At 36.4% G+C, this 13,528-nt stretch carries 24 protein-coding genes; 23 read left to right on the top strand and 1 reads right to left on the bottom strand.

The window, feature by feature from the left end; genetic code table 11:
• Positions 1-519: 519 nt before the first annotated feature.
• Positions 520-1,239 carry a S24 family peptidase gene (locus ABEB23_RS17985; RefSeq protein ID WP_348814109.1) on the bottom strand — a complete coding sequence of 240 codons (720 nt, stop codon included), beginning with the start codon at positions 1,237-1,239 and terminating at the stop codon, positions 520-522.
• A gap of 62 nt (positions 1,240-1,301) precedes the next feature.
• On the opposite strand from ABEB23_RS17985, the gene ABEB23_RS17980 reads away from it, so the two are divergent.
• From ABEB23_RS17980 to ABEB23_RS17875, 23 genes are all read left to right on the top strand, one after another.
• Positions 1,302-1,505, top strand: coding sequence for a hypothetical protein (locus tag ABEB23_RS17980; protein WP_348814108.1), 204 nt, complete (start codon positions 1,302-1,304; stop codon positions 1,503-1,505).
• Positions 1,506-1,509: 4 nt separating this feature from the next.
• Entirely contained in the window at positions 1,510-1,803 is a 294-nt protein-coding gene (locus tag ABEB23_RS17975; RefSeq protein ID WP_348814107.1) for a hypothetical protein, read from the top strand.
• A gap of 155 nt (positions 1,804-1,958) precedes the next feature.
• Positions 1,959-3,914, top strand: coding sequence for a hypothetical protein (locus tag ABEB23_RS17970; protein WP_348814106.1), 1,956 nt, complete (start codon positions 1,959-1,961; stop codon positions 3,912-3,914).
• A gap of 53 nt (positions 3,915-3,967) precedes the next feature.
• Positions 3,968-4,813: an AAA family ATPase gene (locus tag ABEB23_RS17965; RefSeq protein ID WP_348814105.1), complete on the top strand. Its 846-nt coding sequence runs from the start codon at positions 3,968-3,970 to the stop codon at positions 4,811-4,813.
• Positions 4,813-5,256 carry a hypothetical protein gene (locus tag ABEB23_RS17960; RefSeq protein ID WP_348814104.1) on the top strand — a complete coding sequence of 148 codons (444 nt, stop codon included), beginning with the start codon at positions 4,813-4,815 and terminating at the stop codon, positions 5,254-5,256. The genes ABEB23_RS17965 and ABEB23_RS17960 overlap by 1 nt, the downstream gene beginning before the upstream one ends.
• Entirely contained in the window at positions 5,237-5,875 is a 639-nt protein-coding gene (locus ABEB23_RS17955) for a hypothetical protein (RefSeq protein ID WP_348814103.1), read from the top strand. Before ABEB23_RS17960 ends, ABEB23_RS17955 begins: the two co-directional genes overlap by 20 nt.
• A 10-nt stretch (positions 5,876-5,885) precedes the next feature.
• Entirely contained in the window at positions 5,886-6,293 is a 408-nt protein-coding gene (locus ABEB23_RS17950) for a hypothetical protein (protein ID WP_348814102.1), read from the top strand.
• A 1-nt stretch (position 6,294) separates the two neighbouring features.
• A complete protein-coding gene (locus ABEB23_RS17945; protein WP_348814101.1) occupies positions 6,295-6,429 on the top strand; it encodes a hypothetical protein in 135 nt (44 codons plus the stop codon).
• 2 nt (positions 6,430-6,431) lie between these two features.
• On the top strand, positions 6,432-6,758 hold the full coding sequence (locus tag ABEB23_RS17940) for a hypothetical protein (RefSeq protein WP_348814100.1): 327 nt from the start codon (positions 6,432-6,434) through the stop codon (positions 6,756-6,758).
• 2 nt (positions 6,759-6,760) lie between these two features.
• Entirely contained in the window at positions 6,761-6,973 is a 213-nt protein-coding gene (locus tag ABEB23_RS17935) for a hypothetical protein (protein WP_348814099.1), read from the top strand.
• Between the two features lie 23 nt (positions 6,974-6,996).
• On the top strand, positions 6,997-7,671 hold the full coding sequence (locus ABEB23_RS17930) for a hypothetical protein (protein ID WP_348814098.1): 675 nt from the start codon (positions 6,997-6,999) through the stop codon (positions 7,669-7,671).
• A gap of 135 nt (positions 7,672-7,806) precedes the next feature.
• Positions 7,807-8,007, top strand: coding sequence for a hypothetical protein (locus tag ABEB23_RS17925; RefSeq protein WP_348814097.1), 201 nt, complete (start codon positions 7,807-7,809; stop codon positions 8,005-8,007).
• 225 nt (positions 8,008-8,232) lie between these two features.
• Positions 8,233-8,712, top strand: a complete 480-nt coding sequence (locus tag ABEB23_RS17920; RefSeq protein WP_348814096.1) for a hypothetical protein — start codon at positions 8,233-8,235, stop codon at positions 8,710-8,712.
• A gap of 200 nt (positions 8,713-8,912) precedes the next feature.
• Complete coding sequence (locus ABEB23_RS17915; RefSeq protein ID WP_348814095.1) at positions 8,913-9,059, top strand: hypothetical protein; 147 nt, start codon at positions 8,913-8,915, stop codon at positions 9,057-9,059.
• Complete coding sequence (locus ABEB23_RS17910; RefSeq protein WP_348814093.1) at positions 9,056-9,388, top strand: hypothetical protein; 333 nt, start codon at positions 9,056-9,058, stop codon at positions 9,386-9,388. The genes ABEB23_RS17915 and ABEB23_RS17910 overlap by 4 nt, the downstream gene beginning before the upstream one ends.
• 147 nt (positions 9,389-9,535) lie before the next feature.
• Entirely contained in the window at positions 9,536-9,973 is a 438-nt protein-coding gene (locus tag ABEB23_RS17905) for an LvrA C-terminal domain-related protein (protein ID WP_348814092.1), read from the top strand.
• Between the two features lie 32 nt (positions 9,974-10,005).
• Positions 10,006-10,470, top strand: coding sequence for a hypothetical protein (locus ABEB23_RS17900; protein ID WP_348814091.1), 465 nt, complete (start codon positions 10,006-10,008; stop codon positions 10,468-10,470).
• 6 nt (positions 10,471-10,476) lie between these two features.
• Complete coding sequence (locus tag ABEB23_RS17895; RefSeq protein WP_348814090.1) at positions 10,477-10,851, top strand: CGNR zinc finger domain-containing protein; 375 nt, start codon at positions 10,477-10,479, stop codon at positions 10,849-10,851.
• Between the two features lie 227 nt (positions 10,852-11,078).
• Complete coding sequence (locus tag ABEB23_RS17890) at positions 11,079-12,188, top strand: reverse transcriptase domain-containing protein (protein ID WP_348814089.1); 1,110 nt, start codon at positions 11,079-11,081, stop codon at positions 12,186-12,188.
• A complete protein-coding gene (locus ABEB23_RS18365) occupies positions 12,103-12,321 on the top strand; it encodes a DUF8468 domain-containing protein (protein ID WP_498371354.1) in 219 nt (72 codons plus the stop codon). Before ABEB23_RS17890 ends, ABEB23_RS18365 begins: the two co-directional genes overlap by 86 nt.
• 11 nt (positions 12,322-12,332) lie before the next feature.
• Entirely contained in the window at positions 12,333-12,605 is a 273-nt protein-coding gene (locus tag ABEB23_RS17885; protein WP_348814087.1) for a hypothetical protein, read from the top strand.
• A gap of 2 nt (positions 12,606-12,607) precedes the next feature.
• On the top strand, positions 12,608-13,102 hold the full coding sequence (locus ABEB23_RS17880) for a hypothetical protein (protein WP_348814086.1): 495 nt from the start codon (positions 12,608-12,610) through the stop codon (positions 13,100-13,102).
• 2 nt (positions 13,103-13,104) lie between these two features.
• A complete protein-coding gene (locus tag ABEB23_RS17875; protein WP_348814085.1) occupies positions 13,105-13,359 on the top strand; it encodes a hypothetical protein in 255 nt (84 codons plus the stop codon).
• The last annotated feature ends 169 nt before the right edge of the window (positions 13,360-13,528 follow it).

Genomic DNA, 13,528 nt, shown 5'->3' with positions numbered 1-13,528 from the left:
TATAAGGGGTATAACCAAAAGTATATAAATACATAATATAAAAAAGGTCGAAAAAGCCAATAAAATAAAGGGATTACACTAAAAAGGTCCAAAAAGCTACTCTAAACGAAAAGTATATTAGCTACCATTTGCCTACTATTTCGCAGGGCCATTTAAACACTTTAAAGCCATAACACATGATTCATGATACAAGATACTAAAAAACTACTACCAACCCGTTAAAAACAACGATTAAACACTTTTTAAGAACCGTTTAAAATACTATTTAAACGGTTTTTTTATGCCCTGAAATGAATGAGTGATCTATTTGGTAAAAAGTAGATATGTTTTGTTTTGGGTGGACAGTTGGGTGGACAGTTGGGTGGACAAAAACGATAATTTAAGTCAGTATGCAAATAGGGATAATCACTAAAAAAGTAATCATAAGTGTATGAAAATGAAAGATAGGTATAGGGATAATACCATTTAAAAACTAAATAATTATAGTTTAATAATTTGGTTATCAGTAAATTGAGAGGTTTAGGACATAGAATTGATCCTGATAGACGCTTTTATCAGTGCTAATGCCCTAATATTTGATAAATGAATGTCTTTGGGTTGGTGGTGTGAGTTTTGGGATACAATCTTTATAAAATCCTCTCCTTTGTCTGATTTGTGGATCCATTTTACGGTTACAAATTCTTCTCCGTCTAGATCAATCGATACCAGATACATCTCCCCGAAAAAAATACTTTCAATAGTGTTTTCCAGTTCCTTATACATGATAATATCACCACTCTTCAGTAATGGGTACATACTATCACCAGTTACATAGATTGCGCCATCACATTTAGGAAGATTTGGGATGGATATAAAATCAATTGGTTTGCTTTTTCCATTCTTGTTTCTAAAAAGCTCTACAACTCCGGCAGTCGCTTCCAGATCATACAACGGAATAGATTGTTCTTTGAGTACTCGATCTGTTTTTAGTGTATATACTTCACCAGGTTCATGGACTTGGTTTGAAACCTTTTTTCTAAGCATGTCGCCATTTCCGGTTAAAAGCCATTCAATGTTTATTTCAGGATATTTAGTATAAATTTCGACTAACGCATTAGAATTTAAACTCCCTTCTTTGGCTTTTCCCTTAAAACTACCATAAGTCATACCTATGTTTTCGAGGAAATTTTCAATACCAATAGATTGATTTTTAGCAAAATATAATAATCTTTCCTTAATGTTGGTATATTTTTCGTCCATGCACTTGTTTATTGGTATAAATTTATACTATATTTGCTCCAACATAAGGAACAAACAGAACCATGAACAAATCTAATAAAAAAAGTAGTGAAAAGTGGAATACAAGTGCATTAAAAGCACTGGCTACAAAATATGACTTCTCTACCCGCTATATAAAGCAATGTATAACAGGAGAGAGAACACCAATTTTTGCCGACAGGATTAAAGCGGAATATATCGAACTAAAAAACAATCTGGATAACCTTTTAAATAATGATAAATTATAAATAAATGGAAATTACATTCAAGCTACAGACGGACATTCAAATTCCAGATCATTTATATAATGAAGCTGCCGAATTATTTCTAAATCATTTAGAAAAATATTACGAAGCGCAACTGTTGAAAGGTGGTAATTCCTCTTTGACTTCTGAAGAACAAGCTCAAAAGAAAAATAGTCGTAAGGTGTTTCTTCGTCCCTTAAATCATTTAGGTCGTAGCTGTCCTCTATATTATAAAAAGAGCACAGGGATTTATAGTGATCTACAAGTGCGTCAAAGTCGGGCTTTGCACACTCCACATTAAACGAAATTTTGCAATAAAACGGCTTAATATCAGCCCTTACCTTTTTTTTCATATTACTATTATTTATAAGTGAGACGGTAAATATAGTAATTCCTCCCGAGTGGCACACTCCTGGTTTCGAGTACCGGGCGGGAACAAAACCAAACAATAAAATTATGTTTGAATATCAACAAAATACCCTTTGCGTTGCCAGTAGTTGGCTTTATGAAACGGCTAATCTGTTTTCTGAAGGCTATTATCACAAATTGGTACAAAGAGGTAAGATTAAAAGATTAACAACAGGTGGTAATGGCCGTAAAGCATGGGTGGCTTATGAGTCTCTTCCTGACCGCTTCAAGAAAATTATTCGCGAAAGAGAAGGAGATCCTTATGCAAGTGTTAAGAATATCAATTTCAGAGACTATATGGATTGGGATCATAATGCCGAACACTATTTTAGAGATTATCTCCTGGATAACGGCTCCCATCTTCCAGAGGAAAAACAGCAAGAATACACCCATCAGGCAATAATGTTCAACGCTGTGAAGCATATCGCTACTAATGTCGTAGTTCAAAAGCGTTTTGGAGGAAAACAACAAATGTGGGATAGAATGTTGGAAGCTATTAGCAATTTGCCTGAAACCTGGATGCATACCCGATACAAAAACGTGGTTTCCTTTAAACGTGCTATTAAGAAATACGAAGACGAAGGCTACGGCTCTATTGTTTCTGGAAAATGGCTGAATTCTAACCCGTCAAAAATCGTTGACGAAGTGGCCGACTTCATTTTATCACAGTATTGTCTTCCGATAAAGTACAACTTTCACGAAGTACTGAAAATTTACGAAAGCGTGCGTGAAGCCAAAGGCTGGAAACCACTAACAGAACGTGCCATAGGTGCATGGTTGGACAAAACAGAACAAAAAAGAGTATGGATGCTCGCAAGAGACGGAAAAGACGAATATATGAAACATTTTGGACACACAGTAACAAGAAATCGCACACAATGGTTCCCTAACGCTTGGTGGGCGATTGACGGTACCAAACTAGATTTGGTACACTTTGCCAATAACAAACAAAAGATGGCAGCCGAACTCAAAATAAACGTTGTTTTTGATGTGTACAGCGAAAAAATCATTGGTTGGGACATTGCATACAGCGAGAATCACGCTTCGCACTTTAGAGCCATCAAAATGGCGGTAAACGAGGCAGGCTGTCGTCCATTCTTATTCACTTATGATAAGCAATCCGGTCACACGTCGGGCAAAATGCAAGATTTGTATAATAAGCTGCCGGTTAATAAACATCACTACAGCCACAAGGTAGGTAGAAAGTCAAGCCCAGCAGAACAGATATTTAACCGCTTACAACAACAGGTAATATCTAAAATGTGGTTCTCGGACAAACAAGGGATCAAGGTAAGAACCGCAACCAACAAACCCAACACCGATTTTATTGTCGAGTACAAAAACGCCTTGCCAACGGTGGACGAATTCAATAAGATTTTCACTGCTTTAGTGAATAAATGGAACTCCGGCAAACAAGAGGATTGGGACATGAACCGAATTGAAATGTATAACCAGGAAACCGAGCATCGTGAGGAAATCAGTATCATGGATCAGTTATCAATGTTTTGGATTGACGAAACCAAAACCAAGAAGTACTACGCTCACGGAATGCCACTTACTGTTGAGGGCAAAGACTACATCTACGAAGTGTATGACGACACCAACAATGTGGATTTGGAATTCCGTCGTAAGTACGTTGGCGAAAGCCTGATTGTACGCTATGATCCTGAACGACTGGACGAATTTGTAGGGCTTTATGAATTAACACCTTCAGGAGAAAAACGATTCGTAGCCTATGCGCAATCCAAACGAATGCACGAGTCTATTCCGGTATTGATGAAAGGAAATTCGAGAGCGCTATTAGACCAGGATATTGAAGTTCGAAATGCGGAACTTAAACGAGATCAGGAAGCCTACGAACTATTGATACAACGCACAGGTATAAGCAGAGAAAGCCTAATCGAAGAACAGGAACTCATGATTAAGTTTCAGGGCCATTTACCCAAAGAGGAGCAAATGGCAACCGATTCAAGTGGCTTCCATTCTCGATTTTCAAAGTACTAAAAACCATTTAAAACTATTTAAAAACTGTTTAAACCCTTATTAAATCTATTAAAATGACACACCAAGACAAAATTCAAACTGTAGAAGCATTAGAAAGATTCATTGTTCAAAAAGGTTCACAAAATCAAGTTGCAGCCGGTATGCCCGGAGTATCACCGGCAACATTATCACAAATGCGTAATCATAAATGGGACTTAATTGCTGATGAAATGTGGCGTAAAGTTGCCAAATATGTAGGTGTTGCTGCAAGTGGTTGGAACTTTGCCGAAACCCGAAATTCTAGTGATTTAATGCTCTTTTTTAATGATAGTCAACAATTTTCTTTGGTAATGGCTATTACAGGGAAAGCAGGTGTAGGAAAATCGGAAACGGCTAAAAAATACGAGTCCGAGAACAAAAATGCCTTTTTGCTATCCTGTAATGAATATTGGGACAAACGTTGGTTTCTACGTGAATTGTTGGCAAAAATGGGTCGTGATCACGCGGGTTTGACGCTTCCCGAAATGATGCACAAAGCTGTTTTACTTTTAAAATCATTGGAATCACCAATAATAATCTTGGATGAAGCCGACAAACTGGCCGATAATGTACTGCTGTTCTTTATCACTTTATACAATGAGCTTGAAAATCATTGCGGAATTGTTTTAATGGCTACACACTTTTTAGAAAAGCGAATCAAACGAGGTGTTGCGATGGAAAAGAAAGGCTATAGAGAAATTTACAGCCGTGTTGGTCTTCGTTTTATTGAACTTGAAAGTACGAGCTACAGTGATGTCGAAAAGATATGCAAAGCAAATGGAATTGAAGACCCCGCCATTATCAGAACCATATCGAAAGACTGTGACGGTGATGTTCGAAGAGTAAGAAGATTAATTTTTTCAAATAAACGAGCGGCATAATGGAATTTAGAAACCACCCCATAATCGAAGGTCTTAAAGTTAACGAAGACGGCTCTGAAATCTACTATAATGACGTATTGCTCCGAATTACCGAAGATGATAAAACTCGCAAAAATCCAACCTTAAGAGTGGTGTTTAATGGCAGATACCACTCCGTTGCCAAATTGGTTTGCGAAGCATGGAACGGACTCAGAGAACATACAGGTCTTTTTGCTTCAAAGATAAATAGCCTTACCAATTATCACTACACCAATTTAGAGTGGAAAGAAAGCCCAAACACAGGTGTACAAAAGTTCAACCAAAAATTGTCCGCATCAGATATAGAAGACATTCTGAACAGGATAAAAAAAGGCGAAGCCATGCGTGCAATAGCTAGACATTATAAAGTCGATGAAGCTAACATCCGAAGAATTAAGAAAAAGCATGACAAAGAAAATAAATAGAGCCTACTCAGTATCAAACGTTCTTTCAAAAAAATTCAATCCATTGGAGTTCTATGGCGAATGGGAAGCCACACTGGGAAAACCAGATAAAGCTTTTTCCGCCATCATTTGGGGTGCTACCACAAATGGAAAAACCGAGGCGGCAATGAAGTTAGCAAAGTACTTAACCAATTTTGGAAAAGTGGCTTATGATTCCCTAGAGCAAGGATTGTCAGCAACCATACAAGAGGCTTTGATTAGGAATCACATGGACACTTGCGGTAACTCTTTTATTCTTTTAGATCGTGAGCCATTTGATGAGTTATTGATTAGAATGAGTAAGCCAAAATCACCTGATTTCCTGTTTATCGATTCCGTTCAATATACAAGAATCACAAAGGCTCAATACTATCAGCTAAAGGAGCTGATGCTAAAAAAAGGAAAAGGGATCATTTGGATATCACAAGCTAAAGGGAAATTACCAAAAGGAGCACTTGCTGACGACATCATGTTTGATGTTGATTTGAAATTATGGGTTGAGGGATTCAAGTTATTCCCTGACGGACGGTTAAACGGTGGTGGTAAGCCATTCGTAGTGTGGGCGCAAAGAGCCGCTAAATATTGGAAAGAAATAGCCTAAAAACAACAATATGAACAAAACAGCATCACAAGAATCAAGTATAGATTACTTAATAAATGAACTAGAACTAAGCCAAACAAAATCAGACTTTGTGCTGTCTCTTTGGCTCTATTGGGCCGAAAGCGTAACTACAACAAGCAGGGAGTTCCAGCAAGTGATAGCTAACGCTCCAGTAAACAAATGGTTTCTAAATTTTATAGCCAAAGAAGAAATTGAGTTTAAAACGCTTTCTGTAAAATATTCCGAACTGGCAGGGCAAGGCAAGGAGATAGACAGGTTGTATGTAAAATGTATGAGCAAGGTAATGTCACGATTTCCAAAAGCACTTTTGGAACAAGCAAAAAAAAGAGAGTTAAAACCACAAACAACCAAAGTGGCCGGCCACAAAATAGAATTTTCAATCGTAAACCAAAACTAAAATGACCATACAGCAACGAAAAAACAAGATTGCAGAATTGGAACAATGGCTTATTGATAATCCAAATCATGTCAATCGAACCACAATTGAATCTGATTTAAGAAATCATCGTAACAAACTTTTAGAAACAAGATAGACATGGCAAAATACAATTACGATTTACCAGAGATCAACGAACGATTAGAATTGTTGTATGCAGTTTTGCAGTTTTGCGGCAAACAGACACAATATTACAATCGTAAAATATTTACAACAGGTGAGCGAATTGCCATTAATCAAGAGCGAGCTGCCTTGAAGAGTTTTATAAGCTATTTGTTTGGCGAAATAAACATAAAAGATGCTAGTACTTATCAGGTATCCGCAAAGATTGAAGAAAAAATAGACTGGAGTATTCACCTCATGAATAAATCTAATTTCAAACCGAAACCCCGCAGCGAATATTTAGAACACTTGAAAAAATATTAATTATGGACCAATTCACTCAAGAAGATATCGATAGGGCTCTTGCCGAAATAGAAACTTTAGATCGCTATACGATGTGTAAGTATTGGCGCTTTTCTCCTCCAGGAACAGAAATATATTTCAGAAGTGACTTACCCACAGCAAACGCTTTTCATAAGAGGTTATTTATCCACTTTGGAGGCTTCACACCCGAAATCAGTAAACAACTAGGACATTAATAATTAATTCAATAAAAATCAAAATGAACACAGAAAAACCAACAGTAGTAGCATTAGGAGATTTAACTCCAGAACAGAGAAAACAACTTTTGATTGAAGCTAAAGAAAGTATCAAGGCCGATAAAGAAAAAAAGAAAGGAAACTATGTAGCCTTCAAAGAACTTGCAGCCGAATTTATAGGCCGAAATATAAACGCTCTTACTGATTTACACAGTGTAAATGAGAAAGTGATTTTAAGCGTTTTTGAAGATTTTAACCCAACATTGGCAATTCGTAAGGAATTGTATGGGGATAGTGATCAAAACAGCTACACTAGTACTCTGGCTGATGGATCACAAAGTATTACAATAGGTTACAATGTTACTATTAGTTTTGACGGAACGGAGCCGGCCGGTATAAATAAGATAAAAGAATATTTAGCAACGCTGGCTCTAGACAATGCAAATGCAAAAAAACTTTCATCAAGTCTTAACTTATTGCTTAAGCCAAACGGAAAAACTGGAATGCTAAAACCAAATGTTGTTTTGCAGCTCAAAGAATTAAGAGCGGAATATAACGATGAAGGTTTTGATGAAGGAATTGAAATCATTGAAAAAGCACAAATATTCACAAGAACTACGCAATATGTTCGAGGTTGGAACTATGTGATTAATGAGGCTGGTCAAAGAAAAAAAATTGCTTTTAGCTTTTCTGTCTAATGCAGGCATTCAACCCTTATATATGCACAATAATCCTTTTGGTTATTATGCTTATACTAACGAACCTCAAGCCAATACTGATCTTCCGGGAATGGCTTTATTTTAAAATTACAATAACCTATAAACAGTACATCAATGCCCGTAACAATCATCCCAATAACTGACCACGAAAGCTACAGAGTAAACGGTCATGTTGTTTACAGGGGTTTTTTAGGAAACTGGATGTGTAACATTGATTTGTCAAATAAGGAGCTTGAAGCTTTCAGTTTATATGAGGAACTAATCATTAATAATAAGTCAATAAAAAAACACACGAAAGCAACTTACAATGGTTAGTTAATTCGGTTTCCCGAGCTTGACGGTTCTTGCAGGTTCGAATCCTGCCTCGGGAGCAAACTTTTAAAATAAGAATATGAACAATCTTACAATACTCATTTACTACATATATGCAATTATAATTATTGCCCTTTCTGGATATGTAGTTTTCGTATTAGACCATTCTGGATGGTGGTTTATACTTACTGTTTTATTTACTCAAATTACACCAATAAGCCAAAAAAAATGACAGCAACTAAAGTAAAACCAAACGAAGTCATCGGAGACGATTTGCCCATCCTAAAATGGCAAATTAATCGAATAATGAAAAACGCTCAATACCAAGTGGACACCAAAAACGAATGGGTACAATGGGTAACTGCTGATGTGAACCGCACGAGCTTAAAATCAATAACGCAAGCACAGGCTAAAAAAATAATCATGGCACAGGAAGGTTCAACCCCAATCAATCAGCCAAAAGACGAAAATTGGGCGGTTTTTGACAAGAACAACCCAAAGCACAAGGTAATCCTATCGCTGTTGTATCAGGCACTGTGGGTAAAGCCTAACGGAAAATGGGGCGAAGTTCCCGACATCGAAAGATTAAGTACCTTTTTGCAAAGCGACAAATCACCAGTACAAAAGAAGCTTAAGGACATGGAGCCGGAGGAACTCGAAAAGTTGATTAAAGCATTAAGCGGAATTGTAAAATCAACATACAAGTAACATGAGAGACCCAATAATTGAAGTAGTTAATTTGCTTTTTGCGTTTGGAGGCTGTTTTTGTTTCGGATTTATTGTAGGTATTCTACAAAGCTCTAAAAAGAAAAAACCTAAAACAAAGTATCCAAAATGTGATTGTTCAGATGTTAACCAGTGTAGTAAATGGTGTAATGCGAAAGTGATGTTTGCAAAAGATTTCAACGATGGAAAAATATAGCATCATCGAGGTTTGTCCTCATGACATAGCCGAAACAAGAGTAATTGAATCTTGTGCCACTTGTGAAACCACAGTACTCGTTTGCACCGAATGCGGCGAACAACTCGAAAAACCTAAAATAGATTGTACATGAAAATAAACTTAAAACTATCCGAAAAACAGTTAAGCGCACTGGTGTATTCATTCAATGAAATCCCCAAAAAGCCAGCCAAAGAACGAATCGCAAAAGTGGCAAAAAGTGTCCTGGACAAAGTCGCTTTGAAGCTCCGTAAAAGACAGCTCGAAGTGCAATCCGATTCTAACCTTTTTAATAGAGGTAAAAAGTATTCCTTTTCGCTGGAACTGGTAGAAGCTCACTTCTTGGAGCAATTCACAACCGTAATGATTGACTTTCCCCTGTGTGAATACGACCGGAACTCTTTGCGCCAAATAGCCTCAACCCTTAACCAACAATTAGCCTAAATGTACATAAATAAAAAACGGCGAAAGCCTGATACAAGAAACGAAACCATCTTTGAAACCGATGCTAGATTGAGAAAAGAAGCCCGTGAAATTTCAAAAACATTCATTCACACTAAACCTGTTAAATACCTTTTAAAATAGATTTAAATGGAAGAAGAAAAATATGTAACCTATGAGGTCACCTTCAAAGAAACCAAAGAAAAATGGATTTTCCAATACCGAAAATCAGACGGCAATCTTAATGCTTTTTTTAATGATCCAAAAGGAGTAGGTATTTTTAATTTATTCAAAAAAAGGACTTTTCCTGAATCGATAGCAATGATAGAAGAATGGAGTAAATACAAGCATATTGTAACCATCGAGCTAAAACTATACGATTATAGTTTTGAGACCCTTTATAATAAATATGGCTTAAAAAGAAAAGGAGATTTAGCCAAAAAAGCATACGAAAAACTAGACCTACCCACCAAAATAAAAATATTTAATGTGCTTCCAAAATATGAAGCCGACCTAGCTAAAACAGGACAGGCAAAAGCGCACCTGGTTACTTGGTTGAATCAAAAGAGATACAACGACGAATATTAATAATTAAACAACAAATAAAAATGAGTGAAACATTGACAGTCCCGAAAGAGAAAGTATTAGCGGCTTATTCTAAAGCCAAATCACCAAGAAAAGTAATGTTAGAAAACCTTTTCGGAATCAAAACATTTCAACCGGACATTATGAAACGTATTAAAACATTCGATGATGTATGTCGAGAAACAGGAAAAAACCCAAAGGATTACATCTGTACGAGTACTGACCCTGACGACATAGCGGCCAATGCTCTAAAGCAAGCCCTTTTAATTCGTCGTTGCTTCAATGCAGATAAAAAAGAGGTTTTAGATTGGACGAATAGTGACCAAAGAAAGTACCTACATGTTTACGAGCTATCTCCCTCTTCGGGCTGGTCGTTGGACGATGTCGCTTACTGGGACTCGGATACGTACTGCGGCTCCCGCCTTGCGTTCCTCGATCCCGAACACGCTCAATACGCTTGGGATCAGTTCAAAGAAATTCATATCAACTTAATTAAATAAAAAAGAATGGAATTAACGATTAACACAATAGAAAAAGCTTTTATCGCAGAGGGATTAGATATTACATTAATGCCTATTGTAGATCATCTACAGAATGAATCCGACAAAAACGCCATTATTAAAAATTATATGCTGGACGTTGTTATTAGAGCATTAAACAACGAGGGACAATCTGAAAAATGGGTTGCGGACTATTCAGATGATTCAACATTTAAATACGAGAATGTTTACTATCACTCTCCCTCTTCGGGCTGGTCGTTGGACGCTGTCGGTCGCTGGTGCTCGTTTACGTACTGCGGCTCCCGCCGTGCGTTCAGAACGAGAGCCATAGGACGATACCTTTGGGAGAATTTCTCTGATCTGATAAAAGAAACCATGTAAATCACAAAGGTTGTGCATTGAAAGCTGTAGTTTCTTGTTCGGTCTCCCTCTTCGGGCTGGTCGTTGAACAATGTCGATAACTGGAACTCGAATACGAACTGCAGCTCCCACCATGTAAAAATATTATTTCGATGCAAACCCTGCCATCACGGCAAAAAATCACAATTTTTAACGGGTCATTAGTATTCAATTTATTGTCAAGAAAGTGACCCAATAATACAAAGGCTTTGAAAAGATACAACAATCTATATAGCGAAATAATCAGTATTGAAAACCTTGTCATTGCCGATGCAAAGGCACAAAAAGGCAAATCAAAACAGAAAGGTGTAATAATCCATAACAGGAGAAAAGAAAGTGATATTTTGAAGCTTCACGAAATACTGAAGAATAAAGAGTATAAAACTTCTCCTTATACCACCTTTAAGGTGTATGAGCCAAAAGAAAGGATAGTTTCAAAATTAAAGTTCTTTCCTGATCGTATTACGCATCACGCTATAATGAATATTTTGGAGCCAATATTTACAAAACTATTCACAACTGATACCTACAGTTCAATAAAAGGAAAAGGGATACATTCGGCAGCCAAAGCAGTTAGAAAAGCTTTGGCCGATGTACCTGGAACTACTTACTGTTTAAAATTAGACATAACCAAGTTTTATCCTTCGGTAAATCATCAAATATTAAAAAATCAACTGCGTAGAAAATTTAAAGACAGAGACCTATTGTGGCTGCTCGATGAAATCATAGACAGTTCCGAAGGCATACCCATTGGCAACTACTTGAGTCAATATTTTGCTAATTTCTATCTTACAGGTTTTGACCATTGGATTAAGGAAACCAAAAAAGTAAAATACTATTTCCGATACGCCGATGACATTGTCGTACTCACAGACAACAAACAAGATTTACACGCTCTTTTATCGGAGATTAAACAGTATTTAAAAGACAATTTAAAATTATATGTTAAAGGTAATTACCAAATTTTCCCAGTAGATAAAAGAGGAATTGACTTTGTGGGATATGTCTTCTACCACACCCACACAAGACTTCGTAAAACAATCAAAAAACGTGCTGCTAAAGCATTTACTAAAAACAACAAAGCAGTTAAAGCCGCCTATTGGGGTTGGCTCAAACACTGTGATTCAAAACATTTATTAAAAAAATTCAACTCAAATGACCAAGTTTTCGGATTTAGGAATAGAAACCGAAGTAATGCACTTCGCAGGAAAAAGCATAAAAATAGACGAATTATTGAATGTTCCGATAACAGTCCACGACTTCAAAATAGAACCATCCAAAAAGAAACTCAACTCCGATTATTTGACTTTACAGATTGAAATTGATAACCGGAAACGAGTTGTTTTTACAGGAGGTACAATATTAATTCAGGTCATTAGAAAGGTACCAAAAGACAAGTTTCCATTTACCACAACAATAGTAAAACGGAACGAATACTTAGAATTCACTTAAAAAAAAACATCATGGCAAAACAAGAAGGTTATCCAAGATATGTCGACGTAATGGTTGGCGAAAAATACAAAGGCTTATACAGTTGTGACTGTCATTTATTTGAAAATTACGCCGAATTAAGAAAAGCAAATCTTCAAAAATTTGTACCAGGGCAAAAGGTAAAGCATAGATGTAATGGAAAAGAGGGTGTTATAGAAAGTATTACTGGAAAGTATATCTATTTCAATCACAAAAGTCCTTTATGGGGCACGGCACATATAGAAGAATTAATTTTAATTAAATAATTATGATACTAGGATTTAGCACACATTTAAACGGTAAGCCCACGTATTTTGTAGAGAAGATACATTCCGGTCTATTGCAAAATAATTTGATGCAAGGCTTTGACCTTGGATATTCTCATGATTTTGATATTGATAAGTTGTCGTCATGTCAGCCAAAGCTTCACACCCTCAGAGATGATTTAAATGATCGTTGGCACGTAGGTATGATGATTGATTTCTTTATTAATGTTCGTACTAAAAAAATGTTCAGGTTTGCTCCAAAACTTTCAGTTCTAAGTACTCAAGAAGTGTTTATGACTTATGCATATTCAGATTTAATTCAAATTTCAATTGATGGAAGGGAATTATTCAGCTATACTGAAAGATTGGAGTTTGCAATCAATGATGGATTTGATTGTTGGGAGGACTTCTTTAATTACTTCTACCCAAAAATTAAAGCAGCTAAAAAGGAATGCTACAAACCAAAACTTATTCACTGGACCGATTTAAAGTATTAGAAATGAATAAAATCAATTTAGAAAAAGAGTTTAAATTTTATCTGCAAATGGTTGGACTGGATCCAAACAAAATATCAGATGTTCAACTGCAGGAAACAAAAAGAGCTTTTTATGGAGGGCTCGGGCAAATGTGGAAAATAGTAATAAGCATGGGTGAAATGCCTGACGAAAACTGTGACGCTGTTTTTAGTGATATTGATGATCAGATTGCTATTTTTTGGCTCGATGAAACCAGGAATGCGGAAACCCGTAAATAATAATAAAACCAACTTAATACTTTTGAATCATGCGAGAAATATGGGATGATTACAATTACAAAATGAAAAAGATTGATCGGAATCACAAAATAAGAATGTGTGTCCTTGGCATTGTATTTGTGTTGTATATGGCTACAATTGCGTTTCTCTATTGTGAATTTTGGTAGTT

It is taken from the genome of Flavobacterium maritimum, from assembly GCF_040049085.1.
GTDB classification, from domain to species: Bacteria; Bacteroidota; Bacteroidia; order Flavobacteriales; family Flavobacteriaceae; genus Flavobacterium; species Flavobacterium maritimum.
The sequence above is the reverse complement of the archived record's forward strand: the minus strand, read 5'-3'. Positions and strand labels throughout refer to the sequence as shown.